This is a genomic window from Mycobacterium sp. NPDC004974 (assembly GCF_053600815.1).
The window spans coordinates 144,045-168,791 of sequence record NZ_JBSGAQ010000013.1 but is presented as its reverse complement, the minus strand read 5'-3'; the positions used below and the strand labels follow the sequence as shown (position 1 = coordinate 168,791).

Here is a 24,747-nt window from a genome sequence, read left to right as displayed (position 1 = left end):
GGGTTTGCCTCTTTCGCGTGTAGGGGCCCGACTGCCGTCACCCTATCGCGATGCGGGCAATCACGCAGTCAGGTCGTCCCCGCTGGCCTGTTCGAGCAGGCTGCGCCGGTAGGACTCCATGGCCACCAGGTCACCGAACAGGGCGTGATATTCGTCTCCCTGTTCCACCGGCGACATGCGTTGCAGCTTGGACTTCACCTCGGCGATCTGCCGGCCCACCCAGACTTCCTGGAGGCGGGCCAGCACGCTGCTGATGTATCGCGGCAGGTGCTCGTCGTCCTCGACGTTGATGGCCTCGACGCCCAGTTCGTTGACCAGGCTGGCCGCCGCCGGCGACGTGGTCTGCTCGCGGACGGCCTCGATCCACTGGGCCCCGGATTTGCCCGACGCCATGCCGCCGGCCGCCTCGATCGCCCCACGCACCGCGGCGTACGCGGGGTGGGTGAAGCTCTCGACGGTCAACGAATCGAACACCGGCCCGGCGATCGCCGGATACTGCAGCGCGGCTTTGAGCGCCTCGCGCTGCGGCCACAGTGTCGGATCGCTCGGGTCGGGGCGGCCGACGGGTGCCGGTACCGGGGTCTGCCCGGGTCTCGCCTGTTGCCGCGCGGGCTGACGCCGCGAATCCTTGCGGCCCCCGCTGGCTTCCTCCCGCACCCGGCCGATCACCTGGGCGACGTTGTCCCAGCCGACCCAGCCGGCCAGCTGACGGGCGTACTCGTCGCGCAGCGTCTGATCCTTGATCCGGGCCGCGATCGGCACGCAGCGCCGCAGCGCGGCCACCCGGCCCTCGGCACTGTCGAGGTCATGCTCGGTCAGTGCGCTGCGAATCACGAACTCGAACAACGGAGTTCGCCGCGCCACCAGATCGCGCACCGCGCCGTCGCCGGAGCGCAGCCGAAGATCGCACGGATCCATCCCGTCGGGAGCCACCGCCACGAACGACTGACCGGACAGGTTCTGCTCGCCCTCGAACGCTTTCACCGCGGCAGCCTGGCCGGCGGCGTCACCGTCGAACACGTAGATCAACTCGCCGCGGAAGAAGTTGTCGTCCATCATCAGCCGGCGCAGCATCGACAGGTGCTGCTCGCCGAACGCGGTGCCGCACGACGCCACCGCGGTCGTCACCCCGGCCATGTGCATGGCCATCACGTCGGTGTAGCCCTCGACCACGACGGCCTGATGCCCCTTGGCGATGTCGCGCTTGGCACGGTCAAGCCCGAACAACACCTGCGACTTCTTGTAGAGCACGGTCTCGGGGGTGTTGACGTACTTCGCCTGGTTCTGGTCGTCGTCGAACAACCGGCGCGCACCGAAGCCGATGGTCTCGCCCGAGGACACGCGGATCGGCCACAACAGACGACGATGGAACCGGTCCATCGGCCCGCGCTTGCCCTCCCGGCTCAGTCCGGCCGCCTCCAGCTCCTTGAACTCGAAACCCTTGCGTAGCAAGTGCTTTGTCAACGTGTCCCACCCCGACGGCGCGAACCCACACCCGAACTGGGCAGCCGCGGCGGCGTCGAAGTTGCGCTCGGTCAGGTACTTGCGCGCCTCGGCGGCTTCGTCTGAGGTCAGCGCCTCGGCATAGAACTCCTGGGCCGCGGCGTTGGCGGCCAGCAACCGGCTTCGGCTGCCCCGGTCGCGCTGGACATTGGTGGTCGACGAGCCGGTATAGGTGACGGTGTAGCCGACCCGGTCGGCCAGTAACTCGACCGCCTCGACGAAGCTCACGTGCTCGATCTTCTGGACGAAGGCGTACACGTCGCCGCCCTCGCCACAGCCGAAGCAGTGGAAGTGACCATGGTTCGGCCGCACGTGGAACGACGGAGACTTCTCGTCGTGGAACGGGCACAGGCCCTTCATCGAGTCGGCGCCGGCCCGCCTCAGCTGGACGTAGTCGCCGACGACATCTTCGATTCGGACTTTTTCACGGATGGCCGCGATATCGCGATCTGAAATCCGGCCGGCCACCGGCCTAGTCTATGCGTGCGTGAAAGTCGCGCTGCACAGGTTTGCCTGAGGGAGGCGTCGGTGAGCTTTGGGGGATATGGCGGACCGTCGTCGGATCCATTCGGCGGGCAGCCGTTCGGTGGACAGCCGTTCGGTGGGCAGCCGTCAGGTGGGTGGGCGGGGCCCCAGTCGGGGCCACCTAACTATCAGGTTCCGCCGCCACCGTCGGAGGAGACCAACCCGCTGGCGACGCTGTCGATCGTCTTCGCGTTCGTCTTCGCTCCCGCCGGGGCCGTGCTCGGCCATATTGCGCTTTCACAGATCAAGCGTCTTCATCAGAAGGGCCGCGACCGCGCAATCATCGGGCTGGTCCTGTCGTACTTCATGATCCTGATGCTTGTGATCGGACTGGTGGTGTGGGCCGCGCTGCCCTCGGACACGCCGACGCCGGCCATCGCCAACCCGCCGACCACCTCATCGTCGAGCAGCTCTCCCACCACGGGAGCCACGACCACCACCACTTCGCCACCCACGACCGCGAAACCCAACGTCGTGGCGATGCCGATCACCGGCGCCAACTTCACCGACGTCCTGCTCAACGGCGGCGCCTTGACCACACTGCTCAATCAGAAGTTCGAGGCAGCCGCCAAGGATCGCCAGGTCGGATCGCTCGACACGATGCCCAATGGTTTGGCCAACGAATCCGCAGCCTCACCTCACGAATGCGTTGGTGCCACCAGGGTGGCCCAACGCAGCGTCTTCCAAGGCACCGGCGTCCAGCATTTTGCCTCGGAGAACTGGTGGACCGCCGCTTCCGGACCGGTGATGAAGGTGGAAGAAGCTGTCGTCGTGTACGCCTCCCCCGCCGAGGCGCAAGCAGCGTTCACCGCATTCACCAACCAGTGGCAAGCATGCGAGGGCCGCACCATGACGGTGCTGGCCGGTCAGGCCTCCGACGGCAGCAACTACATCACGACCGCCAACAACGTGCGGGTCACCGATTCGGTTCTCTCCGCCGCACTGGCGTCCGACCGCTCCAGCGGCGGATGGGCCCGTGCCAGCGCACACGCGCTCGGGGTCAAGGGAAACTGCCTCGTCGACGTCGAGGTGGGTTTCTACGGCGTCGCTCCGGGGCAGGACCCGGCGTCGGGTATGAACAACTCAGGAATCGACGTCGCCAAGGCCATGATGGCCCGCATCGCCTGACCGCCGGCCGCGGCTGCCCCAGTAGGATCACGCGATGAGTTACGGGGGATTCGGCGGTCCACACGATCCGTTCGGACAACAGCCAATGGCTGTGCCACCGGTCATTTCGGCGCCCACGCCACCTCCGCCGCAAGCCGAGACCAACACGCTCGCGACTCTGTCGATCGTGTTCGCCTTCATCTTTGCCCCGGCCGGTGCGGTGCTCGGTCATCTGGCGCTCTCCGAGATCAAGAAGCGTCCGCAGAATGGCCGGAGCCAGGCCATCGTCGGTCTCACGCTGTCGTACGTCATCATCCTCGTCGCCGTCGTGGCACTCGTCGTGTGGCTGACCGTTCCCTCGTCGGGCTCGCCGTCACGGGCCGCGCTGCCTGCCGGACCGACCGACCAGCAGTCCGTCCAGCAGTTCCTGCTGACCAAACCCGAGGTCGACCGGGCGATGCAATCGGACTATCAGCTGATGAGCACCCTGACGGACAGCAATGGTGGTCTGCGCCGGGCCAACGTCACCTCGGACGCACCGGAGTGCGCCGGCGTGCCCTTTGCCGCACAAAAATCGAGCTACGAATCCGCACAGGAGAAGGCTTTCGCCGGCTCGGTGTGGCGGTGGGGGCCCAAGATGGGCCCCGCGATGTTCGTGATTCAGAACGTCATCGCGTTGCCCGATGTCGCGTCGGCTCAAACGTTGTTCGATGAGTTCTCCGAAATCTGGAAGCGCTGCGAGGGCAAGACAGTGAACGAGTCGGTGTCCGACCCGAAGCTGAACTCGACCCGCACCATCAACGAGGTGCGGGCCACCCCGGAGACACTGGTGGCGTTCATCGACAACGAAAACAATCTCGATCACACGGTCGACAGCTACAAGCGCGTGACACGTGCGATCGGTCTGCACCGCAACTATCTCGTCGACCTCGAAATCCGCGGCTGGCGCGACAAGGAAACTGAACAGACGGTTGACGACCGCACGACGGCCGTGTTGGACGCGAGCATCGACAAGATCGGCTGATCCAGCCGTCCGCTCAGCCCAACGGCCGGGGCGAGCGCGCCTCGTGCACGCGTTCCAACCGGCTCTCGGTGTAGGACGCAATCTGATCGACCACCACGCGCAGCCGGGCACCATCGTCGGCCGCGAGGTCGAACTCGGGAGCGAATTGCGGGTCGAGACTCCCCGGGGCCTGTGCCCACAGCGCCAGGGCGACTTCGTGGACGAGGGTACGTTGATCGGCCTGGATCTGCAGATGCCGGTGATCGGACATGATGAACTGCAGCGCAAGCATCTTGAGCAGCACCACCTCGGCACGCACCAGCGGCGGCACCGAAAGCTCGGCGTCGAACCGCCGCAGCGGCCCGGCGCCGGCGACTGCCCGGGTCTGGCTGATCGCCGCGTTGGCAAAGCGCCCGACGAGTTCACTGGTCAGGGTCTTCAACGCGACCGAGGAAGCCAGGGTTCCGTCGTAGCGCCCTACCGCGGCCACCACCGGCACCTGCGACAACCGCTCGGCGGCGGCCAACAGATCATCGTGGGTGACGCTGGGAAAGGACCTGGCGCCCAGATCCGCCAGCGAGGCGGCAGCGTCGTGATCGCCGAGCACCCGCAGGTCGATGCGCCCGGAGATCACCCCGTCCTCGACGTCGTGCACCGAATAGGCGACGTCGTCGGCCCAGTCCATCACCTGGGCCTCCAGGCACGGCCGTTCGGCAGGCGCACCGGCTCGCACCCAGGCCGCAGCCTCGGCGTCGTCGTCGTAGAAGCCGTACTTCTTCCGCGTGCCGAAGCTGGGCCACGGATACTTGGCCACCGCGTCCAGCGCGGCCCTGGTCAGGTTGAGCCCAGCCGAACGCCCATCGGCATCAAGAACTTTGGGCTCCAGCCGGGTGAGGATCCGGAAGTTCTGGGCGTTGCCCTCGAACCCGCCGAACGGTTTGGCGATCTCGTCGAGGGCCCGCTCGCCGTTGTGCCCGTACGGCGGATGCCCGATGTCGTGGGCCAGCCCGGCCAGATCCACCAGGTCGGGATCGCAGCCGAGGCCGATCGCCATGCCGCGCCCGATCTGAGCCACCTCGAGTGAATGGGTGAGCCGAGTGCGTGGGGTGTCACCATGCCGCGGGCCGACCACCTGGGTCTTGTCGGCGAGCCGCCGCAGCGCGGCGCTGTGCAACACGCGAGCCCGATCGCGAGCGAAGTCGGTTCGATGCTCGGTGTCAGTTCCGGGCAGCACAGCACCCTTGGGCGCCTCGACCACCAGACGTTGCCGGTCGAAGTCGTCATACCAGGACTGCGTATCCGCGTTCACCGACGCACAGTCTGCCAGGAAGCAACGCGGCAACCCCGCAGCGCATTAGATTGACGGTCATGCGTATCGCCCGTCTGCTGTCCATGCTGCTCGCGATCCTGATGACCGGACTCCTGGTCGCCCCCGGCGCCGCCGCCGAGCCGCCTCTGCGGCTGGCAACCCAACTCACCGACAACGCCGGGGTGTTGTCGGCCGCCCAGCGCGGCAACGTGCAGCGCGCGATCGACCGGCTCTACGACGACCGCCACATCAAGCTATGGGTGGTCTTCGTCGACGATTTCGCCCGGCAGAACCCGGTCGGCTGGGCGCAGAACACCATGCAGCTGAGCGATTTCGGTGACGACGACGCGCTACTGGCGGTCGCCACGGTGGACCGGGCGTTCGCGTTCCAGGTGCCCGACACCATCACCACTTCGGCACGCGCCGACGACATCCGGCGTAACAGCGTCACCCCGGCCCTGCGCCGAGACGACTGGGCGGGGGCAGCGATCGCCGCGGCCAACGGGCTGAACTCCGAACCCGAATCCCCCGCCACACCCGGCGTGTCGTGGCCCGGCATGCTGATCGCCCTCGGCGTGGTGTTGGTGCTGGCCGGGTTGCTGTGGTGGTGGTCGCGCCGCCGCCGGGCCAAGCGACGCCACGCCGAGTTCGAGGCCGCCAAGCGGGTCGATCCGACCGACGCCAACGCGTTGGCCGCGGTGCCGCTGGAGGCGCTCGACGAGCTGTCCCGCTCGATCGTGGTCGACGTCGACAACGCGGTCCGCACCAGTGAGGCCGAGCTCGAACTGGCCGTCGAGGAATTCGGCGCCAATCGAACCGAACCGTTCAGCGCGGCCCTGGAAAATGCGAAAAAGGCTCTGGCCCAAGCCTTCAACGTGCGCCAGACCCTCGACGACGATGCACCCGAGACACCCCTGCAACAGCGTCAGCTGTTGACGCAGGTGGTGGTGTCGGCAGCCAGGGCGGACCGCGAGCTGGACACCCAGAGCCAGGCCTTCGAGCAGCTGCGGGATCTGGTGATCAACGCCCCGGCCCGACTCGACACCATGACCCAGCAGATGGTCGATCTCACCGCCCGCATCGACCCGGCCCGCCAGACCTTGGACAACCTGCACACCCAGTTCGATGCGACCGCCCTGAGTTCGGTGGCGGCCAACGTGGACACTGCCAAGGAGCGGCTGGCGTTCGCCGATCGCAGCATCACCACAGCCCGCAGCCTGGTGTCTCGGCCTGCCACCGATCAGACCGCACTGGTGGACGCGGTGCGGTCGGCCGAGTCCGCGCTCGATCAGACCCGCACCCTGCTCGACGCCGTGGACAGCGCGTCCTCCGACATCAACCGGGCCCTGGCCGGCCTGCCCGCGGCGATCGCCGACATCACCAATGGCATCAGTCAAGCCACCGCTCTGCTCAACGAAGCGTCGACGCCTCAACAGGACGCCCTCACCAAAGCCCGTGACGCCGCCGCCAAGGCGGCCGACGAAGCCCGCTCGGCGGGCGACGCCGATCCGCTGGGCACATTCACCCGGTTGACCAAGGCCGATGCCGACCTGGATCAGTTACTGGCCAGCGTGCATGCGCAGCAGGAGGCCACCGAGCGGCTCGCCCGGGCTCTCGAGCAGGCGCTGTTCACCGCCCAGTCGCGGATCAAGGCGGTGTCGGACTTCATCGAAACCCGGCGCGGCAGCATTGGTCCGGAGGCCCGCACCCGACTGGCCGAGGCGCAGCGGCAGCTTGAGGCCGCCGAAGCCAAGCGGGCCGAGAATCCGAATGAGGCGGTGGCGCACGCGAACGGGGCGTCCACGCTGGCCGCGCAGGCGCAGGGCCTCGCCAACGATGACGTCCGCGCCGCGCAGCGGTCCTACACCTCCCAGTACGGCGGAGGTGGCGGGTCAGATATGGGTGCGGTGCTCGGCGGCATCCTCATCGGCAATGTCCTGCGCGGCGGCGGTGGCGGTTTCGGCGGCGGCTTCGGTGGAGGGTATGGCGGGGGCCGCAGCATGGGCCGTCCGACGTCCTACGGCGGCTCGTCGCATTCGTCGGGCCGCAGCTACGGCGGCGGTGGCGGCCGCTTCTAGTTCGACCCTGCTCGGCAGGAAAGGCTCAGGCGGTAGCGCTCGCTAATCGACTCGGGTCTCGGTGAGAGTGACCTGCCCGGCCGGGACCGCGACGCCGTCAGCGCGGCGGAATCCGATCCGGGTGAGTTCCCCGGTGCCCGTTTCGACGAACCGGTAACCGCTGCTGTGCGGCCGGGCGAGATGTTCGTGACCCCACTGGCCCATGGCCGCCAGAACGGGTACCAGGTCGTGTCCGGCATCGGTGAGAACATAGCGGCTACGGGTGCGATCGCCCGGCTCCCGGTAGTCGACGACATCGAGGATGCCGGCTGCCACCAATTCGGACAGCCGCGTGCTGAGCACGTCGGAAGCCACACCCAGATGTTCGCGGAACTCGGAGAACCGGGACCGGCCCAACAGCGCCTCGCGAATGATCAGGATGGACCACCGCTGCCCCAGCACCGACATCGTGCGGGCGATCGGGCAGGCGGCGTCGGACCACGGTTCTGCGCGCATCCTCACATCATAGCTGGATTGGGAATTCAAACTTAGGCTGCTGCGTTGGCAGACGTGACACCCGGAAGGCCATCGGAGTCGGCCGAGGTCACCGCTCGAATCAAAGGAGTTCGACATGGCAGTAACGGGAACACCGGTCGCGGGTGCAACAGTCGTCGTGACCGGCGGCCAGCGGGGATTGGGCAAGTCGATCGTGGATGAACTTCTGGCGCGCGGGGCCGCCAAGGTGTACTCCACCAGCCGGCGTCCCGACACCGCAGCCGACCCTCGCGTGGTGGTCATTCAAGCCGACGTCACCAAACCCGACGAAGTCGCCCGGCTGGCCGAGGTCGCCGCCGATGCCACCATCGTCGTCAACAACGCCGGCGTGCTCGGTGGCCGATCATTGGCGGCCGACGACCTCGACGAAATTCGGTCAGTACTGGAGACCAACTTCTTCGGCGCGCTACGGGTGACCAGAGCCTTCGCGCCGCGCTTGGCCGGGCGCAACAGCGCGATCGTCAACATCGCATCGGTGCTGTCGTGGCTCCCCGGCTACGGTGCCTACGGCGTCTCGAAAGCAGCCCTGTGGTCGGCGAACAACTCTCTGCGACTGGAACTTCGAGAGCAGGGCACTGATGTGATCGGCGTATATCTCGGCTACACCGATACCTCGATGACCGCCGATCTCGATGTCCCCAAGAACGATCCAGCCGACGTCGCCCGCCAGATCGTCGACGGGATCGTCTCCGGCACACCGGAAGTACTTGCCGACGAACTGACCCGCCAGGTGCACGCGCCCCTGTTCCAGGCCTCGTGACGCCACGATGACGCGGCACAGCGGCACCGTCGACCACTCCAACCGCCGGCTGCTGGTGGCGCTACCCGACAGCTATGAGCAGGCCCGTGAGCGTTACGAAACCCTGGTGCCCGCCTACGATGGCGCAGCATTCGCGGCCGCTTCGAACTGGGACGAGGTACTCGCCATCGCCAAAGTCCAGGCCCCACATGGGTTTCTGCGCTATTTCGGCTTCGACATCGCCCCGAGCATGGCCGGGTCGGGATCCAACGGGCGGGCCACCCAGTATCTGATGGGCAATCACACGATCGCCGAACGCATGTTCCGCCACGATCCCGGTGTCATGTTGCACGCGCCGTTGCGCACGCTGCTCTACGCCGGCCCGGACGGCACCGTGCTCGCCGTCGACCAACCCAGCCTGCTGTTCACCAGCTACGGCAACCCGGCGATCACCGCGGTCGGCGCCGAACTCGATGCCCTACTGGCGACGCTGATCGGCCTGCTCGACGGTGATGTACCCGCACCACTGCTGGGAGAACCCCAACCGTGACGACCATCGCCGCCGCGGTCGACGTCCGCCCCTGAACGGCGCGCGGGAAAACTACGCGCCCTTGAGTCGCACTGCCAGGTAGTCCGACACCTTGTCCAGGGCGATGCGCTCCTGAGTCATGGCGTCGCGCTCGCGGATGGTGACCGCGTTGTCCTCCAGCGTGTCGAAATCGACTGTCACGCAATACGGCGTGCCGATCTCGTCCTGACGGCGGTAGCGCCGGCCGATGGCACCGGCGTCGTCGAACTCGACGTTCCAGTTCTTGCGCAGCTCGGCGGCCAGGTCGCGGGCCTTGGGTGACAGGTCGGCATTGCGCGACAGCGGCAACACCGCAGCCTTGACCGGGGCCAGGCGCGGGTCGAGCTTGAGCACGGTGCGCTTGTCCACACCGCCCTTGGCATTGGGCGCCTCGTCCTCGGTGTAGGAGTCGACCAGAAACGCCATGAGCGACCGGGTCAGGCCGGCTGCGGGCTCGATCACGTACGGCACGTAGCGGGTGTCGGCACCCTGATCGTAGAAGGACAGATCGACACCGGAATGCTCTGCGTGCGTGGACAAGTCGAAGTTGGTCCGGTTGGCGATGCCTTCCAGCTCACCCCACGGGTTGCCGGCGAAACCGAACTTGTACTCGATATCGACCGTGCCATCGGAGTAGTGCGACAGCTTCTCCTTGGGATGGTCGTACAGACGCAGGTTGTCCCGGTCGATGCCGAGGTCGACGTACCACTGCAGCCGGGTCTCGATCCAGTACTTGTGCCACTCGCCCGCGGTGGAGGGCTCGACGAAGAACTCCATCTCCATCTGCTCGAACTCGCGGGTGCGGAAGATGAAGTTGCCCGGCGTGATCTCGTTGCGGAAGCTCTTGCCGATCTGGCCGATGCCGAACGGCGGCTTCTTACGCGAAGTGGTCACCACGTTGGCGAAGTTGACGAAGATGCCCTGCGCGGTCTCCGGGCGCAGGTAGTGCATGCCTTCCTCCGACTCGATCGGGCCGAGGTAGGTCTTGAGCATCATGTTGAAATCACGCGGCTCGGTCCACTGACCCTTGGTGCCGCAGTCGGGGCAGACGATCTCGTCCATCGACACCGAATCCGGGTCATCCAGACCCTTCTTCAGGGCGTAAGCCTCCTGCATGTGGTCCTGTCGATGCCGCTTGTGGCAGTTCAGGCACTCCACCAGCGGATCATTGAAGACGTCGACGTGACCGGAGGCCACCCACACCTGGCGGGGCAGGATGATCGCACTGTCCAGGCCGACGACGTCGTCGCGGCCGGTGACCATGGACTTCCACCACTGCCGCTTGATGTTCTCCTTGAGCTCGACACCGAGCGGCCCGTAATCCCATGCGGACTTGGTGCCGCCGTAGATCTCACCGGACTGGTAGACCAGGCCACGGCGTTTCGCCAGGTTCGCAACGGTATCGATGATGGATGCCACGGTGCATCAGCGTAGCGACCAGCCCGCCGCCAGCGATAATCCGCCGTGGTCACCGGGCCGGTTGACATGCAATATCGCGCATGTATTGTGACCCGTAATGGAAACGATTTCCAATATCAATGCGAATCAACACGACGACGCGCACGAGCACAGCGCAACGCCGGCGTCGGAATTGCCGTCGCGGGAGGTCCTCGACACCGCAGGCGAACTGCTGCGGGCGCTCGCCGCCCCGCTGCGGATCGCCATCGTCCTGCAGCTGCAACAGTCCCAACGGTGCGTGCACGAACTGGTCGACGCACTCGCCGTGCCGCAACCGCTGGTGAGCCAGCACCTGCGGATACTCAAGCAGGCCGGGGTGGTGGCCAGCGAGCGCGCGGGGCGTGAGGTGCTCTACCACCTCGTCGACCATCATCTGGCCCACATCGTCGCCGATGCTGTCGCGCACGCCAGTGAGGAACCGCGGTGACGGGCGCAGTCCGGTCCACCCGGCAGCGTGCAGCGATCGCCGACCTGCTCAACGAAACCGAAGGGTTCCGCTCAGCGCAGGAGCTGCACGACGAGCTGCGCCGGCGAGGTCAGGGCATCGGGCTGACCACGGTGTACCGCACCCTGCAGGCCATGGCCGCCACCGGCAGCGTCGATACGTTGCGCACCGACACCGGTGAATCGGTCTACCGGCGCTGCTCGGAGGACCATCACCACCATCTGGTGTGCCGGGCCTGCGGCGCGACCGTCGAGATCTCGGGCGGCCACGTCGAGGCATGGGCCGCCGATGTGGCCCGCGAGCACGGTTTTTCCGACGTCAGCCACACCATCGAGATCTTCGGCATGTGCCGCGGCTGCGGCGACGGGGTCAACTGACTTGATTTCCGCGTATGAAGCGTGGTGGCGGTCCCAGTGCCGGTTTTCCGCCATAGCGCTTCACACGTGGGGACGCTAAGCCCGATCGCGTGCCAGGGTCAGCACGGGGTCGCGGGTCAACGGGGCAAGCTCGATGTCACCGGGCGTGCGCAGGTCGATCCACGTCATCTCGGCGATCTCGGCCTGCGGCCGCGGTTCACCGTCGAGGCTGATCAGGTAGAGCCACGCATCGACGGTGTGGCCGGGTTCATTGGCGGCGGGTGCGGTGAAGTGGCCGAGTTCTTCGGCCGCCGAAACATCAAAACCGACCCCGAGCTCCTCACGAACCTCCCGGGACAGCGCCTCGATCGGCTGCTCCCCCGGCTCGATCTTGCCGCCCGGCTGCATGAACGCCGTCGTGCCCCGCTTGCGGACCACGAGTAACCGGTTGTCCTCACCGAGCACCACTGCCGCGACGATGCGAATGACCGTCACGACATCAGGTCCCGACGCACGTCGGCGCCGGTGGCCAGAACCATGAGGATCAGCGTGCGCAGCGCGTCGTCGGTGAGACCGGCCGCCGGGAAGTTGTAGCGCAGCATCACGTCGGCGACCTTCTTGGCCGGCCGCTTACGCGTAGCGCCCTTGGGCGTCGCACCGTTGGTGGGCGTCTCGACCAACTTCTCCACCAACACCACCGTGCCCAGCATGGTCTTGCTGGCATGCTCGGACACCCGTTCGCGAATCTTGTTGTTCAGCGGCAGATCCCAGGCCAACGGCTGGGTCAGCGAGACCATTTCCAGGTCCTCGGCGATGGCCACCACCCGCACCGAGGCGACCGAACCATCGACCGTCACGGTCAGCGCGTCGTCGTCTTCCTCGACGACGGTCATCACCTCGCCGAGCGCCGAGGACAACCGTTGCAGCAGTGACATTCCCCGGTCGCTACGCTCCTGCCCGCCGGACCCCGCCATGTCAGGCCCTACCGAATCGACGGTTACGGTTCACGTACTCCTCGCACGCCGCCCACAGGTCGCGCCGGTCGTAGTCGGGCCACAGCTTGTCCTGGAACACGAACTCGGCATACGCCGACTGCCACAGCAGGAAGTTGCTGGCCCGCTGCTCCCCCGAGGTCCGGATGAACAGATCGACGTCGGGGATGTCCGGGCGGTGCAGGTGTTTGGCGAAGGCAGCCTCACTGATCCGGCCCGGATTGATCTTGCCCTCGGCAGCTTCTTCGGCCAGTGCCTGCGCGGCCTCGACGATCTCGGTGCGCCCGCCGTAGTTGACGCAGTAGTTGACCGTGATGACGTCGTTGCCGACCGTCATCTGTTCGGCGATGTCGAACTCCTTGATGACGCTGCGCCACATCTTGGGCCGCGATCCGACCCAGCGCATGTTCACGCCCATGGCGTTCAGGTTCTCCCGGCGGCGGCGCACCACCTCCCGGTTGAAGCCCATCAGGAACCGGACCTCCTCGGCGCTGCGCTTCCAGTTCTCGGTGGAGAACGCGTAGACGCTCAAGTGCTTGATGCCCAGTTCGATGGCACCGCAGGTGATGTCGATCAGCACCGCCTCGCCCATCTTGTGGCCCTCGGTGCGGCCCAGGCCGCGCTGGGTGGCCCACCGGCCGTTGCCGTCCATCACCACGGCGACGTGGTTGGGTACCTGATCGGCCGGGATCCGGGGCGCGACCGCCTTCGACGTGTGTTGGGGCGGGCGCGCAAAGCGGCCGTTGGTGCCGGCCGGGATCTCCGGGAAGACGACGGGCCAGGACGACGTGTCCGGGAAGACCGGATAGTCCTCAGGCGCCGGGGGCAGCTGTGGGTAGGTGGTCTTGCCCTGCTGCTTGTCCCGCTTCAAAACCATGGGTCATATCCTGCCTGACCAGCGTCGCGCGCTGTTCAGCGACTGTCCGATCGATCCGGTACACCCGCTCGACCAGAGGCAATGTCCGCAGCTGACGCTCGAGGTGCCATTGCAGATGCGCCGCGATCAATCCGCTGGCCTGACTGCGATGGCCCGATGAGGAGGCCTCGGCATACTCCCAGTCGCCCTCGTGCAGCGCCGACATCAGCTCCAGCACGGGCTGCGGCGGAGTGCTGGATCCACTGGGCCGGCAGTGCACGCACACGCTGCCGCCGGCCGCGACGTGAAATGCCCGGTGCGGGCCCGGCGCGGCGCAGCGGGCGCACTCGGTCAGCGCCGGCGCCCAGCCGGCGATCGTCATCGCCCGCAACAGATAGGAATCCAGCACCAGTTCGCGGGCCCGGCGACCGTCGGCGATGGCCCGCAGCGCAGCCACCGTGAGCCGGTGCAGGTCGGGCATCGGTGCCCGTTCCTCCCCGGCCAGCCGCTCGGCGGTCTCCAACATTGCGCACGCACTTGTGTAGCGGCCGTAGTCACTGACGATGTCGGCGGCGAACGCGTCGATGGCCTGAACCTGGGTGACGATGTCGAGGTTGCGTCCCGGATGCAGCTGCACGTCGATGTGGGCAAACGGTTCCAGCCGCGCGCCGAACTTGCTGCGGGTACGCCGAACCCCCTTGGCCACCGCGCGCACCAAACCATGGTCGCGGGTGAGCAGGGTGACAATCCGGTCGGCCTCGCCGAGCTTGTGCTGGCGCAGCACCACCGCCCGGTCCCGGTACAGCCGCATCGTGACAGTGTCGCACCATGGCCGGACAGGTTCCGTTACGCACCGCCGATATCCTCGAAAGTGATGGCCAAATCCGCGACTTCCAACTCGACATCGCCTCCGTTCCCCACCCTGACCAACCAGCTCTACCAACTCGCCAGCGGCGCAGTCACTTCTGACGACCTGGTACGTCAGTCTCTGCATGCCATCACCGCAAGCCAGTCCACTCTCAACGCCTTCCGCGTGGTGCTCACCGAGCAAGCACTGGCCGACGCCGCGAAAGCCGACGCGGCTCGCGCAGCCGGCAAACTACTCCCACTCCTGGGAATCCCGATCGCGGTCAAGGATGACGTCGACATCGCCGGGGTGCCCACCCGGTTCGGAATCGACGGCGACGTTCGTGTCGCCCCAGCCGATGCCGAGGTGGTGCGCCGCCTGAAGGCGGCCGGCGCGGTGATCGTCGGGAAGACCAACAGCTGCGAGCTCGGGCAGTGGCCGTTCACCGGCGGTCCGGGCTTCGGGCACACCCGCAACCCGTGGTCACGCAAGCACAGCCCGGGCGGATCCTCGGGCGGCAGCGCCGCGGCCGTGGCTGCGGGCCTGGTGGCCGCGGCCATCGGATCCGACGGCGCGGGCAGCGTCCGCATTCCCGCGGCGTGGACACACCTGGTCGGGATCAAACCGCAGCGCGGACGCATCTCCACCTGGCCGCTGCCCGAGGCGTTCAACGGCATCACCGTCAACGGGGTGCTGGCCCGCACCGTCACCGATGCGGCCCTCGTGCTCGACGCGGCATCCGGCAACGCCGAGGGCGATCTGCACAAGCCGGCGCCGATTCAGGCCGCCGAGCATGTCAGCCGCGCCCCCGGACCGTTGCGGGTGGCCATGTCGACCAAGTTCCCGTTCTCCGGTTTCCCGGCCACGCTGCACCCCGAGATCCGCGACGCGCTGCAGAACATCGCCGATCAACTCGGGCAGTTGGGCCACACCGTGGTCGCCAAAGACCCCAACTACAGCCTGCGGATGTCGTGGGACTTTCTGGCCCGCTCGACCGCGGGCCTACTGGACTGGGCCGACCGGCTGGGCGACGTGCCCTTCGACGAGCGCACGCTGACCAACATGCGAATCGGCAGGCTGTTGTCACAGCACGTGCTGCGCAAGGCCCGCGCACACGAGGCAGCAGCCCAGCGCCGCATGTCCTGGATTTTCAATCTCGTCGACGTCATCATCGCGCCGACGACGGCCCAACCGCCGCCGCTCACACACGAATTCGACCGCCGAGGGTGGTCTGCCACCGAACGCAGCTCGATCGCCGCCTGCCCGGTGACCTGGCCGTGGAACCTGCTGGGCTGGCCGTCGATCAACGTGCCCGCGGGCTTCACCTCCGACGGGCTGCCGATCGGCATTCAGCTGATGGGGCCGGCCGACAGTGAGCCGCTGCTGATCTCTCTGGCGGCCGAACTCGAGGCGATCACCGGCTGGGCCGCCAAGCAGCCCGAGGTCTGGTGGAATGCCCCGTCCCGGACGGACGCATCCCAGGCCGCGGAGGCGATCAACGCGCTCGACGGGTAGGCCGAGAACCGGGGTTCGACCTGGCAAAAAGCTGTCGAATCACTGTGAAAATTGCCGCAATTGACGCCTCATGCTCGTTGTTAGGCTCAAATCCACGGCACGGGGGCCGCAACGAGATTGTTCAAGCTGTCGGGAGGGTCAACAAGCGTGCGCACTGAAGAATCCATGAGCGATACGCGGGCGTCTGAATGACAGGGTCAGAGGGGGATGAGGGAAGCAGGGCGCCCAGCAAAGGCCCCAGCAAGTTCGGTATAGCATCTGCCGCCTGGAGCACCTACGGTGACCTCAAGAAGCTTATGGAAGGCGACCCGCAGGGCGCCGTCGGATTGATCGGCGACGCTGGCAAATGGGCGCAGGCACTCTCGCCCGCAGCGACCGCCACACCGGTGATCAAATGCGGCATGTACACCCTCACGCTAATCAGCCTCACTATGGGCGAGGGAAGCCCGGACGGTGGCGACGACTTCAGCGATGGCGCCAAGTTGTTCCAGACCCACGGAAAAAGCCTCGAAGGTGTCTACCCCACCGAGACATGGTCCGGTTCGGCTTCTGACGCCTATATGTCCCAGAATTCGCACCAGATCCAGCGTGCGACGACCATGCTGGGAGCCGACAACGACATCGTTCGGATCTTGTCTACCCAGGCACAACAGGTGGACCGTGCCCGCAGGGAAGTCGACTGGGCGTCAAAAGGTTTGGCCGCGATGATTCCAGTCGCGCTGGCGTTGGAAGCCTCCGTGTTAGGAGCTCCGGAGTCGATAGCACTCCAGGTCGCTGCGGTGGCTACAGCTCTCACAGCCGCGGGTCTCACGGCAAACAATCTGCGCAACTATGCCAGCGACAATGCCGCCCAAATACAGGAAGCCACAGCCAAGTACCGCGAAGCGGGCGCGGTGAGCACGTCCGGGGCGGGTTCCCCTGCCTCACCGTCCGGCTCCGGCGACCCTGCGGGACCCACAAATCCAGGAAATACGTCCGGACCAGGCAACGCTGATGGCCAGAGCGAACCCACAAGCACTGGGAGCTCAGGTAACCCGTCCGGCGGCGGGTCGGGCGCCGGCAGCAGCGGCGGGTCGGGCGCCGGCAGCAGCGGCGGGTCCGGCGGCGGCGGATCATCGATGCCGCAGATGCCCAGCACCATTGGCACGCCCAGCGGTGCCACGAATGCCGCTAGCTCTGGCGGCGGAATGGGCAGCCTGCCGTCGCTTCCTCAAATGGGCGGCGGTTCCGGTGGTGGCGGCGGCGGGGGGCTCGGCAGTCTCGTGGGCGCGGCCGGCCAAATCGTCGAGACCATGATGCAGGCAGTGGAACAGCCCGATCAGCAAGACCCGAGCGCGCAGAATGGCGAGGCAGGTGCCGCCTCTGAACAGTCCGGCGCGGCGGCGGGTGGCGAATCGCAGGCCGGTCGCGCGCCGATCAATGCTTCGTTCGGCGCCGGCACTGCGAATCAGACTGCACCGCAACGCCACACGACCGAAGTGTAACCACGAAAGGATCAATTCATGTCCGACGAATTGAACGTTCTCACTTCGGATCTCCGAGATATGTCGACCACACATGATGCGGCTGCAGCCGGATTTTCCTCGGCGGGCGATACCACGTCGTTTGTGGAATGGAAAGTGCTGGCAACGCACGGCCCAATCTGCTGGTCGTCGCAACAAGCACTGTGCGAAGCGAACGAAGCCCGCAAATCCGCCTCCGAGGCGATGATGAAAAAGTCCAACGAACTGGCAGAAAACCTGACCACCGCGGCCTCGCAGTACGACCAGACCGACACGCAAGAATCCGGCAAACTCGGCCGGACGATTCACTGCTGATCACATGACCGACCACACCTGGGACGATCACGATCCCGAAGACGAACAGTTCCCGAGCGACCTGGATGCGCTGGGTTTCGACGACGACCAACAAAGCCATGACCACCACGAAGACGACTGGTCGGGGCCTGACGCATTCACCACCGCCGAACAGCGCCCGAGCGGCCTTGATGCACTGGATTTCGGCGACAACCGGCACCTTCACCAGGAGCACGGCGACGTATGGTCCGGGCCTGACGCGTTTCCCGGCGACGAAACTCTCAGCGCCCCAACGGCTGATGGCTCCGCTCCGACCCTGACCGATTACGACGACTCGGACGATGAGTCGTCGGGGCCCGTAACCTTCGGAGTGACCAACCCGGCTGGGACGATCACCGCGCAGGCCACGATCTCGGGCGCGATCAACCGGATCGAGCTGTCCCCGTCGATAACCTCGATGACCGAATCGGACCTCGCACACGACATCATGGCCACTGCCAGGCTGGCGAACTTACAGGGCCGAGCAATTCAGCGCGCGATGGTGCAGAGCCTGCTCATGCATCAGGGGATAGATCAGGACGTCGCAGCGCAGTACATCGACGACATCAGCGATCTGCCTACTCCGGCACAGGCCGAGGCCGCCCAAGTCGAGGCAATGGCGGAGTATCTGCGAGGCGAACGCTGACCGTCAGCAGTTCGTCGGCCAGGTAGGATTTTGCACGCTATCGAATAGGCAAGGGGATGCCGCATGAGCTATCCGGATCCGTACCACCCCCAGCAGCAACCTCCGCCAGGGTCCTACCCGCCAGCGCAGCCTGGACCGTATGGATACGGTTATCCGCCCAACGTCGCACCCAACGGCGGCTACCCGCCCGCTGCACCTTACGCCGCCCAGCCACAGCCCCCGTATAACCCGCCGCCGCCCGTCCCCCCGCAGCCAGAGGCCAAGCGGGACAACGGCAACTCGCGGGGTTGGCGGATAATGGACGCGCTGCTGATTCTCGCCAGCGGCTCCGGGGAGCGGGGCCGTACCGCACGCGACCGTGTCAAGACCCAGCTGATAATCTTCGGCCTCGCTCTTGTCGGGTTCGCGATTCTGATGCTGGTTCTGGTGTTGATCGGCAAATAGCGGGTCACGGCATCGCGCACGAGACCTCCCGATCTACCCAACCGCTGGACTGCTACTCGAGTTAGAACCCCAGCCGCCCCAGCTGCTTGGGATCACGCTGCCAGTTCTTTGCGATCTTGACCCGCAGGTCGAGATAAACCTTTGTGCCGAGCAGCTTTTCGATCTGCGTGCGGGCGGCCGTGCCGACCTCGCGCAGCCTCGCACCGCCTTTGCCGATCACGATGCCCTTCTGGCTGTCACGCTCGACGTAGAGGATGGCGTGCACGTCGATGAGATCGTCACGACCCTCCCTTTCCTCGACCTCCTCGATGACAACAGCCAGCGAGTGCGGCAACTCGTCGCGCACGCCCTCGAGAGCGGCCTCGCGGATGAGCTCGGCCATCAGGACTTCTTCTGGCTCGTCCGTCAGTTCACCGTCGGGGTAATAGGCAGGCCCCTGCGGCAGTTTGGAGACCAGGACATCGGTGAGCACATCGAGTTGTTCGCCCGCGGTGGCCGAGACGGGCACGATGTCGGCATCGGGCCCCAGGAGCTCACTGACGGCCATCAGCTGTTCCGCGACCCGATCCTTCGGCACCTTGTCGATCTTGGTGACGACGGCGATCAACGTGGTCCTGGGCGCCACCGCGCGGATCTGCTGATAGACCCAGCGGTCACCGGGGCCGATGCGCTCATCGGCGGGGATGCACAGACCGATCACGTCCACCTCGGAATAGGTGTCCTTGACCAGGTCATTGAGCCGCTGCCCGAGCAGGGTGCGCGGCCGGTGCAGCCCGGGGGTATCGACCAGGATGATCTGGAAGTCCTCACGGTGCACGATGCCGCGGATGGTGTGCCGGGTGGTCTGCGGCCGGTTCGAGGTGATGGCGACCTTCTGGCCCACCAGCGCATTGGTCAGCGTCGACTTGCCGGTATTGGGCCGGCCGACGAAACACACGAAGCCGGAACGGAATTCACTCATCGCACTCCCCTTGTCACCGACACTGCGGTGAGATCACGATCTGTACCGGAAACGCGATCTGTACGCAGTCTCGGCGGTGTCATAGCGGTGTCCCGGCCCGGTCGGTGACGATCACCGTGGCGGCGGCGGACAGTTCCCGGACCGCGACGACACCGGCGTCGTCGGCCGCACCGCCGACCAGCACCGCGGCCTCCAGCCCGGTGGCACCGCTGGACACCGCGGCGGCCACCGCCGCCTGCAGTGCGGTGAGCTGCAGCGCCGCCAGGGTCACCGGCGCTCCGGCATAGGTACGGCCGTCCTGATCGCGCACCGCCGCACCCGAGGACGCCTCGGCTCGGCCCATCGCGCCTCGCGCCAACACCACGAGCTTGTTGTCTTCTGCGTCGAGCTCAGTCATCGGTACCTCGGGTCTCCTGTTTCTCAGATTCGGCCGGGCTCACCAGAACTGTGCCGATCCGCACCCGCCCACGATGGTCGGAGCCGCCCTCGGCCTGCAACCTCAGGCCGTCCCATGTCACTTCGGCGCCGGGCAGAGGTACGCGGCCCAATTCGAATGCCACGAGACCACCGACGGTGTCCACGTCGAGATTTTCGTCCGCCTCCATCTCGTAGAGCTCGCAGAGGTCTTCGATCGGCAGCCGCGCCGACACCCGGTACCGGCGATCGCCGAGGTCTTCGACCGGAACCACCTCACCGGCGTCGTACTCGTCGACGATCTCACCGACGATTTCCTCCAGCACGTCCTCGATCGTGACCAGGCCGGCGATCGCGCCGTATTCATCGACGAGCAGCGCCATGTGGTTACGGTCGCGCTGCATCTCGTTGAGCAGTTCGTCGAGCGGCTTGGAGTCAGGCACGAACACCGCCGGACGCATCACCTGCGCCACGTTGGTGTCGCGGCCGCCGTTGGTCGAGTAATAGGTCTGCTGGACAAGATCTTTCAGATAGACCACGCCGACAACGTCGTCGACGTTCTCGCCGATCACCGGGATGCGGGAGTGTCCGCTGCGCACTGCCAACGAGGTGGCTTGGCCGGCCGACTTGTCCGATTCGATCCACACCATCTCGGTGCGCGGCACCATGACCTCACGGGCCGGGGTGTCCCCGAGTTCGAACACCGACTGGATCATCCGGCGTTCCTCGTCAGCCACCACCCCCCGCTGCTGGGCCAGGTCGACGACCTCGCGCAATTCGATCTCGGAGGCGAACGGGCCGTTACGGAAGCCACGGCCGGGGGTCAGTGCGTTACCCATCAGCACCAGCAGCCGGCTGATCGGGGTGAGCAACACCGAGATCGCCTGCAGCGGCAAAGCCGACATCAACGCGATGGAATAGGCGTTCTGCCTGCCGACCGTGCGCGGGCCGACACCGATGACCACGAAGCTCGTCACCACCATGATCGCGGCCGAGGCCACCAGTCCCCAGCCCACGCCGAGCAGCCCGTCCAGGAAGGACACCAGCAGGACGGTGGCACTGATCTCGCAGGTGATCCGCAGCAGCACAACAAGGTTGATGTAGCGGGGCCGTTCGGCAACAACCCGGCTGAGCCGGGCGGCGCCGGGACGTTCGTCGCGGACCAATTCCTCGATCCGCGCTATCGAGACAGTGGACAGGGCCGCGTCGATGGCCGCGAACAAGCCACCGAACCCGACCAGCACCACGGCGCCGAGCAGCGGAAGTAATTCGGTCACGGTTCGTCGAAGTATCGGGACTTGTCCAGCAGGCGCTGATCTTTCTGGCTCTGCCGGTCGGCGTGGTACGCCTCGACCTGATCAGCCACCCATTCCTCGAGGAGCTGACGCTGCAGCGCGAACATCTCTTTTTCCTCGTCCGGTTCGGCGTGGTCGTAGCCGAGCAGATGCAGCACCCCGTGCACGGTCAGCAGGGCCAGCTCCTGACCGAGCGAGTGCCCGGCCTTGGTGGCTTGCTGTTCGGCGAATTCCGGGCACAACACGATGTCGCCGAGCATGGACGGACCCGGCTCGGGAGAATCCGGCCGTCCCCCGGGCTCCAGCTCGTCCATCGGGAAACTCATCACGTCGGTGGGCCCCGGCAGGTCCATCCACCGCATGTGCAGATCGGCCATGGCGGCGCTGTCGACCAGCACCATCGACAGCTCAGCCGCCGGGTTCACGTCCATCTTCGCGATGACGAACCGGGCGACGCTGATCAGTTCCTCTTCGGAGACATCGATCCCCGACTCGTTGGATACCTCGACGCTCATGCGGTTCCCTCGCAGGCTCGGGTCCCGGATGCCGTCTGCTGATTTGCTCCGCAAGCGTCGCTCATCGGCGGGGCCGCCCGTTCGACGAACGGCGTTGGGCACGGTTGAGCAATACCGGCTCCTCATGTCGGGCGTAGGCGTCGACGATCTCGGACACCAGCCGATGCCGTACCACGTCGGCACTGGTGAGCTCGGCGAAGTGGATGTCCTCGATCCCGTCGAGGATGCTGATCGCGGCCCGTAGGCCCGACCGCGCCCCACCCGGCAGGTCTACCTGCGTGATATCGCCGGTGACAACGATTTTCGAGCCGAATCCCAGGCGGGTCAGGAACATCTTCATCTGTTCGGCGGTGGTGTTCTGCGCCTCGTCGAGGATGATGAACGCATCATTGAGGCTTCTCCCGCGCATGAATGCCAGCGGTGCCACCTCGATCACCCCGGCGGCCAACAGGTTCGGGATAGCGGCCGGATCCATCATGTCGTGCAGCGCGTCATAGAGCGGCCGCAGATACGGGTCGATCTTCTCGGTCAATGTGCCGGGCAGAAAGCCGAGGCGTTCACCGGCTTCCACCGCGGGCCGGGTCAGGATGATCCGGTTGACCTGCTTGGACTGCAGCGCGCTCACCGCCTTGGCCATCGCCAGGTACGTCTTGCCGGTACCGGCCGGGCCGATGCCGAACACGATCGTGTGCGCATCGATGGCGTCGACGTAGCGCTTCTGGTTGAGCGTCTTGGGCCGGATGGTCTTGCCACGGCGGCTCAGGATGTCGAGCGTCAGCACCTCGGCCGGCGACGCGTCCTCGGTACCCGTGAGGATGGCGACGCTGTGGCGGACCGCCTCGGGTGTCACCGCCTGCCCGCTGGAGGCGACGGCGATGAGCTCGGCGACGACGCGTTCGGCCAGCGCAACGTCAGCGGGCTCGCCGGTGAAGGTGATCTCGTTGCCGCGGGCGTGAATGTCGGCGGTAAGGAGTCTTTCGAGGGCCCGCAGATTCTCGTCGGCGGAGCCGAGCAGGCCCACGATGATGTCGGGCGGAACAGTGATGCTGCTGCGGACCGAGTCCGGTGAGGTGGCCGACGAGTCAGCGGTCGTGTCGCGGGGCGTCACGTGGTGTTTGTGCCTGCTTTCCGTGTTTCCGAACGGCCGGCTGCCGTCGTACTGCTGCCAGTTTACCGCTGGTCAACGACACACCCCAATGGTTAAGCAGGATGGTGGCGCGCCGCAGGTGAGGTGGGTCGCGCCGCCGGTCAGCCGGTGAATCCCGCCAGTTTCGCCGCGACCGCCGCACCGTCCGGCTCGCCGTACAGTTTGTCGGGAACCCAGTCGAAGAACGCCACCGACGGACAATCGCCGGCGGGCCCGTTCACCGTGCCCACATTTCCGATGTACTTGCCCGTCTGGGCTTCGCGGAGCTCGATGTCGTATTCGACGGCGTAGTGATCGATGGTGACGGGCTTGTCCCACGCAGTGGATTCACATTGTCCTGACTTCACCTCAGTGCCGGACTTGCGGGTCAGGCAGGCAACGACGTTTGTTTCAGACACGGCTTCACTGCGCTGGTCGGCCACCTGATACCACGAGCCGTCCTTCATCCCTTGGAAGAAGGACGCGAACTTGTACGGCTTTGCATAGGACCCGGCGTTGCTCACTGAGCCGTCCTTGCACACGACGTCAAATTCGGTCGACCATTCGGCCGTGATCGCGTTCGCCGCACGCTGTTCGTCACTCACCCCACGTCCTTCACCTCCGCCGACCGATTTTGCGACGACAGCCAGGGCGCCGAGAAGCGCGATGACTGCCACGACGACTCCCCCGATGATGAGCCCCGAGTTCTTCGACGGAGGCCGGGGCGGCTGGCCGTACGGCGACCACTGCGGCGGCGGGCCATACGGCGGCGGCGCGCCCGCCTGGCCCTGCCACGGCTGCCCCTGAGGCGGTGGCCAATGCGGGGGCTGCTGCCCGTACGGGGATTGTCCATAGGGCGGCGGGCCTTGCGGCGGAAAACTCACGAATGGAGCGTAATGCCTGGCCAAGGCCGCCGGCGGCGCTAAATCTCCCAGCGCGCCGTCAGCGCACCGATCGCCCCCAACGCCACGGCGGCTGCGGTCGACGTACGCAGCACGGTCGGGCCCAGGCGGACCGCCTTCGCGCCGGCCCCGGTCAGCGCGACGATCTCCTCATCGGCGATGCCGCCTTCCGGACCGACGATGAGCATCAGCGAATCCGCTTGGGCCAGAGGCAGTTCCGTGAGCGGCTCGGTGGCCGACTCGTGCAATGCCAGCACCACCGCTCCGCCGGCGACGGCGTCGGCGACGCGCTGGGTCAGCGCAGACGTCGAGACCACACCGTCGATCACCGGGATGTAGGGGCGCCGTGACTGCCGCGCCGCCGAGCGGGCCACCGCCTCCCAACGCCTCAGGCCCTTGTCCACCTTCGGGCCTTCCCAGCGGGCCACGCACCGAGTCGCCTGCCAGGCAACAAAGCCATCGGCACCGGCCTCGGTCGCCAGCTCCACGGCCAGCTCTGAGCGGTCGGATTTGGGTAGCGCCTGCACCACGGTGACCGGCGGGCGCGGGCCGGCGATGGCGACCCGCTCGGTCACCCGCGCCGACAACCGGCCCTTGGCGGTCTCTTCGACGACACAGTGGGCCAGCGTCCCGGCGCCGTCGCTCAAGTCGATCTGTTCGCCGACGCGGATGCGACGCACGTTGGCCGCGTGGAAGCCCTCGTCGCCGTCGACGACGGCCAGTTCCCCCGCGCCCGGCAGCACGTCGACGTAGAAAAGCGCTGCGCTCACGGGC

Annotated in this window: 27 protein-coding genes; 12 read left to right on the top strand and 15 right to left on the bottom strand. The window is 66.5% G+C overall.

The annotated features are described in order from the left end of the window. Nucleotides 1-60 precede the first annotated feature (60 nt). Nucleotides 61-1,971 carry a DNA primase gene (gene dnaG, locus ACWEFV_RS25240; RefSeq protein WP_450072184.1) on the bottom strand — a complete coding sequence of 637 codons (1,911 nt, stop codon included), beginning with the start codon at nt 1,969-1,971 and terminating at the stop codon, nt 61-63. Nucleotides 1,972-2,031: 60 nt separating this feature from the next. Here dnaG and ACWEFV_RS25235 point away from each other — a divergent pair, with 60 nt between their 5' ends. Together ACWEFV_RS25235 and ACWEFV_RS25230 are read left to right on the top strand one after the other, a co-directional pair. Next, nucleotides 2,032-3,156: a sensor domain-containing protein gene (locus tag ACWEFV_RS25235; protein WP_450072183.1), complete on the top strand. Its 1,125-nt coding sequence runs from the start codon at nt 2,032-2,034 to the stop codon at nt 3,154-3,156. Between the two features lie 34 nt (nt 3,157-3,190). After that, nucleotides 3,191-4,159, top strand: a complete 969-nt coding sequence (locus ACWEFV_RS25230; RefSeq protein WP_450072182.1) for a sensor domain-containing protein — start codon at nt 3,191-3,193, stop codon at nt 4,157-4,159. Between the two features lie 13 nt (nt 4,160-4,172). On the opposite strand, the gene ACWEFV_RS25225 is transcribed toward ACWEFV_RS25230, so the two are convergent. Next, entirely contained in the window at nt 4,173-5,447 is a 1,275-nt protein-coding gene (locus tag ACWEFV_RS25225; RefSeq protein WP_135456133.1) for a deoxyguanosinetriphosphate triphosphohydrolase, read from the bottom strand. A gap of 59 nt (nt 5,448-5,506) precedes the next feature. Between ACWEFV_RS25225 and ACWEFV_RS25220 the strand changes: the two genes are divergently transcribed. Further along, nucleotides 5,507-7,525 carry a TPM domain-containing protein gene (locus ACWEFV_RS25220; RefSeq protein WP_135456135.1) on the top strand — a complete coding sequence of 673 codons (2,019 nt, stop codon included), beginning with the start codon at nt 5,507-5,509 and terminating at the stop codon, nt 7,523-7,525. Nucleotides 7,526-7,567: 42 nt separating this feature from the next. Here the strand turns inward: ACWEFV_RS25220 and ACWEFV_RS25215 are convergent, their stop codons facing one another. Beyond that, nucleotides 7,568-8,020, bottom strand: a complete 453-nt coding sequence (locus tag ACWEFV_RS25215; protein WP_450072181.1) for a winged helix-turn-helix transcriptional regulator — start codon at nt 8,018-8,020, stop codon at nt 7,568-7,570. Between the two features lie 115 nt (nt 8,021-8,135). Between ACWEFV_RS25215 and ACWEFV_RS25210 the strand changes: the two genes are divergently transcribed. Both ACWEFV_RS25210 and ACWEFV_RS25205 read left to right on the top strand, forming a co-directional pair. Beyond that, nucleotides 8,136-8,819, top strand: coding sequence for an SDR family oxidoreductase (locus tag ACWEFV_RS25210; protein ID WP_450072180.1), 684 nt, complete (start codon nt 8,136-8,138; stop codon nt 8,817-8,819). A 7-nt stretch (nt 8,820-8,826) separates the two neighbouring features. Next, nucleotides 8,827-9,348, top strand: a complete 522-nt coding sequence (locus ACWEFV_RS25205; RefSeq protein ID WP_450072179.1) for a DUF302 domain-containing protein — start codon at nt 8,827-8,829, stop codon at nt 9,346-9,348. Nucleotides 9,349-9,399: 51 nt separating this feature from the next. On the opposite strand, the gene ACWEFV_RS25200 is transcribed toward ACWEFV_RS25205, so the two are convergent. Further along, nucleotides 9,400-10,785 (bottom strand): glycine--tRNA ligase, encoded by a 1,386-nt coding sequence (locus ACWEFV_RS25200; protein ID WP_450072178.1) that lies wholly within the window; start codon nt 10,783-10,785, stop codon nt 9,400-9,402. Nucleotides 10,786-10,882: 97 nt separating this feature from the next. Here ACWEFV_RS25200 and ACWEFV_RS25195 point away from each other — a divergent pair, with 97 nt between their 5' ends. Next, nucleotides 10,883-11,251, top strand: a complete 369-nt coding sequence (locus tag ACWEFV_RS25195) for an ArsR/SmtB family transcription factor (RefSeq protein WP_450072177.1) — start codon at nt 10,883-10,885, stop codon at nt 11,249-11,251. Further along, complete coding sequence (locus ACWEFV_RS25190) at nt 11,248-11,646, top strand: Fur family transcriptional regulator (RefSeq protein ID WP_135456145.1); 399 nt, start codon at nt 11,248-11,250, stop codon at nt 11,644-11,646. The genes ACWEFV_RS25195 and ACWEFV_RS25190 overlap by 4 nt, the downstream gene beginning before the upstream one ends. Nucleotides 11,647-11,721: 75 nt before the next feature. On the opposite strand, the gene ACWEFV_RS25185 is transcribed toward ACWEFV_RS25190, so the two are convergent. Genes ACWEFV_RS25185 through recO form a run of 4 tightly spaced genes read right to left on the bottom strand, consistent with a single transcriptional unit; the run spans nt 11,722 to nt 14,284 of the window. Beyond that, nucleotides 11,722-12,120 (bottom strand): NUDIX hydrolase, encoded by a 399-nt coding sequence (locus ACWEFV_RS25185; protein WP_450072176.1) that lies wholly within the window; start codon nt 12,118-12,120, stop codon nt 11,722-11,724. Then, on the bottom strand, nt 12,117-12,560 hold the full coding sequence (locus tag ACWEFV_RS25180; RefSeq protein WP_450072175.1) for a hypothetical protein: 444 nt from the start codon (nt 12,558-12,560) through the stop codon (nt 12,117-12,119). Before ACWEFV_RS25180 ends, ACWEFV_RS25185 begins: the two co-directional genes overlap by 4 nt. A 40-nt stretch (nt 12,561-12,600) precedes the next feature. Beyond that, nucleotides 12,601-13,494, bottom strand: a complete 894-nt coding sequence (locus ACWEFV_RS25175; protein WP_135456149.1) for a decaprenyl diphosphate synthase — start codon at nt 13,492-13,494, stop codon at nt 12,601-12,603. Further along, complete coding sequence (recO, locus tag ACWEFV_RS25170) at nt 13,430-14,284, bottom strand: DNA repair protein RecO (protein WP_135456151.1); 855 nt, start codon at nt 14,282-14,284, stop codon at nt 13,430-13,432. The genes ACWEFV_RS25175 and recO overlap by 65 nt, the downstream gene beginning before the upstream one ends. 63 nt (nt 14,285-14,347) lie before the next feature. Between recO and ACWEFV_RS25165 the strand changes: the two genes are divergently transcribed. From ACWEFV_RS25165 to ACWEFV_RS25145, 5 genes are all read left to right on the top strand, one after another. Continuing rightward, on the top strand, nt 14,348-15,835 hold the full coding sequence (locus tag ACWEFV_RS25165) for an amidase (RefSeq protein ID WP_450072174.1): 1,488 nt from the start codon (nt 14,348-14,350) through the stop codon (nt 15,833-15,835). Between the two features lie 296 nt (nt 15,836-16,131). Next, complete coding sequence (locus ACWEFV_RS25160; RefSeq protein ID WP_450072173.1) at nt 16,132-17,319, top strand: EspA/EspE family type VII secretion system effector; 1,188 nt, start codon at nt 16,132-16,134, stop codon at nt 17,317-17,319. A gap of 18 nt (nt 17,320-17,337) precedes the next feature. Continuing rightward, entirely contained in the window at nt 17,338-17,652 is a 315-nt protein-coding gene (locus ACWEFV_RS25155; RefSeq protein ID WP_450072172.1) for an ESX-1 secretion-associated protein, read from the top strand. Between the two features lie 4 nt (nt 17,653-17,656). Continuing rightward, complete coding sequence (locus ACWEFV_RS25150) at nt 17,657-18,316, top strand: hypothetical protein (protein WP_450072171.1); 660 nt, start codon at nt 17,657-17,659, stop codon at nt 18,314-18,316. A 297-nt stretch (nt 18,317-18,613) separates the two neighbouring features. Next, nucleotides 18,614-18,760, top strand: a complete 147-nt coding sequence (locus ACWEFV_RS25145) for a hypothetical protein (protein ID WP_450072170.1) — start codon at nt 18,614-18,616, stop codon at nt 18,758-18,760. Nucleotides 18,761-18,821: 61 nt separating this feature from the next. Here ACWEFV_RS25145 and era read toward each other — a convergent pair whose 3' ends face one another. The 7 genes from era to ACWEFV_RS25110 form a co-directional block, all read right to left on the bottom strand. Next, nucleotides 18,822-19,721 carry a GTPase Era gene (gene era, locus ACWEFV_RS25140; RefSeq protein ID WP_450072169.1) on the bottom strand — a complete coding sequence of 300 codons (900 nt, stop codon included), beginning with the start codon at nt 19,719-19,721 and terminating at the stop codon, nt 18,822-18,824. A 79-nt stretch (nt 19,722-19,800) separates the two neighbouring features. Beyond that, nucleotides 19,801-20,118, bottom strand: a complete 318-nt coding sequence (locus ACWEFV_RS25135) for a cytidine deaminase (protein ID WP_450072168.1) — start codon at nt 20,116-20,118, stop codon at nt 19,801-19,803. Then, entirely contained in the window at nt 20,111-21,412 is a 1,302-nt protein-coding gene (locus tag ACWEFV_RS25130) for a hemolysin family protein (protein WP_135456164.1), read from the bottom strand. The genes ACWEFV_RS25135 and ACWEFV_RS25130 overlap by 8 nt, the downstream gene beginning before the upstream one ends. Next, nucleotides 21,409-21,945 (bottom strand): rRNA maturation RNase YbeY, encoded by a 537-nt coding sequence (gene ybeY / locus ACWEFV_RS25125; RefSeq protein WP_135456165.1) that lies wholly within the window; start codon nt 21,943-21,945, stop codon nt 21,409-21,411. The genes ACWEFV_RS25130 and ybeY overlap by 4 nt, the downstream gene beginning before the upstream one ends. Before the next feature lie 61 nt (nt 21,946-22,006). After that, nucleotides 22,007-23,053, bottom strand: a complete 1,047-nt coding sequence (locus ACWEFV_RS25120) for a PhoH family protein (RefSeq protein WP_450072167.1) — start codon at nt 23,051-23,053, stop codon at nt 22,007-22,009. Nucleotides 23,054-23,193: 140 nt separating this feature from the next. After that, nucleotides 23,194-23,955, bottom strand: a complete 762-nt coding sequence (locus ACWEFV_RS25115; protein ID WP_450072166.1) for a hypothetical protein — start codon at nt 23,953-23,955, stop codon at nt 23,194-23,196. Between the two features lie 38 nt (nt 23,956-23,993). Further along, a complete protein-coding gene (locus ACWEFV_RS25110) occupies nt 23,994-24,743 on the bottom strand; it encodes a 16S rRNA (uracil(1498)-N(3))-methyltransferase (RefSeq protein WP_450072165.1) in 750 nt (249 codons plus the stop codon). Between the last annotated feature and the right edge of the window lie 4 nt (nt 24,744-24,747).

Bases quoted from the DNA above. Each gene is read 5' to 3' on its own strand.
- ACWEFV_RS25230 (WP_450072182.1), top strand. From the start codon at position 3,191: ATGAGTTACGGGGGATTCGGCGGTCCACACGATCCGTTCGGACAACAG.
- ACWEFV_RS25220 (WP_135456135.1), top strand. From the start codon at position 5,507: ATGCGTATCGCCCGTCTGCTGTCCATGCTGCTCGCGATCCTGATGACC.
- ACWEFV_RS25215 (WP_450072181.1), bottom strand. From the start codon at position 8,020: ATGCGCGCAGAACCGTGGTCCGACGCCGCCTGCCCGATCGCCCGCACG.
- ACWEFV_RS25210 (WP_450072180.1), top strand. From the start codon at position 8,136: ATGGCAGTAACGGGAACACCGGTCGCGGGTGCAACAGTCGTCGTGACC.
- ACWEFV_RS25205 (WP_450072179.1), top strand. From the start codon at position 8,827: ATGACGCGGCACAGCGGCACCGTCGACCACTCCAACCGCCGGCTGCTG.
- ACWEFV_RS25195 (WP_450072177.1), top strand. From the start codon at position 10,883: ATGGAAACGATTTCCAATATCAATGCGAATCAACACGACGACGCGCAC.
- ACWEFV_RS25180 (WP_450072175.1), bottom strand. From the start codon at position 12,560: ATGTCACTGCTGCAACGGTTGTCCTCGGCGCTCGGCGAGGTGATGACC.
- ACWEFV_RS25175 (WP_135456149.1), bottom strand. From the start codon at position 13,494: ATGGTTTTGAAGCGGGACAAGCAGCAGGGCAAGACCACCTACCCACAG.
- recO (WP_135456151.1), bottom strand. From the start codon at position 14,284: ATGCGGCTGTACCGGGACCGGGCGGTGGTGCTGCGCCAGCACAAGCTC.
- ACWEFV_RS25165 (WP_450072174.1), top strand. From the start codon at position 14,348: ATGGCCAAATCCGCGACTTCCAACTCGACATCGCCTCCGTTCCCCACC.
- ACWEFV_RS25160 (WP_450072173.1), top strand. From the start codon at position 16,132: ATGGAAGGCGACCCGCAGGGCGCCGTCGGATTGATCGGCGACGCTGGC.
- ACWEFV_RS25155 (WP_450072172.1), top strand. From the start codon at position 17,338: ATGTCCGACGAATTGAACGTTCTCACTTCGGATCTCCGAGATATGTCG.
- ACWEFV_RS25150 (WP_450072171.1), top strand. From the start codon at position 17,657: ATGACCGACCACACCTGGGACGATCACGATCCCGAAGACGAACAGTTC.
- ACWEFV_RS25145 (WP_450072170.1), top strand. From the start codon at position 18,614: ATGGACGCGCTGCTGATTCTCGCCAGCGGCTCCGGGGAGCGGGGCCGT.
- era (WP_450072169.1), bottom strand. From the start codon at position 19,721: ATGAGTGAATTCCGTTCCGGCTTCGTGTGTTTCGTCGGCCGGCCCAAT.
- ACWEFV_RS25135 (WP_450072168.1), bottom strand. From the start codon at position 20,118: ATGACTGAGCTCGACGCAGAAGACAACAAGCTCGTGGTGTTGGCGCGA.
- ybeY (WP_135456165.1), bottom strand. From the start codon at position 21,945: ATGAGCGTCGAGGTATCCAACGAGTCGGGGATCGATGTCTCCGAAGAG.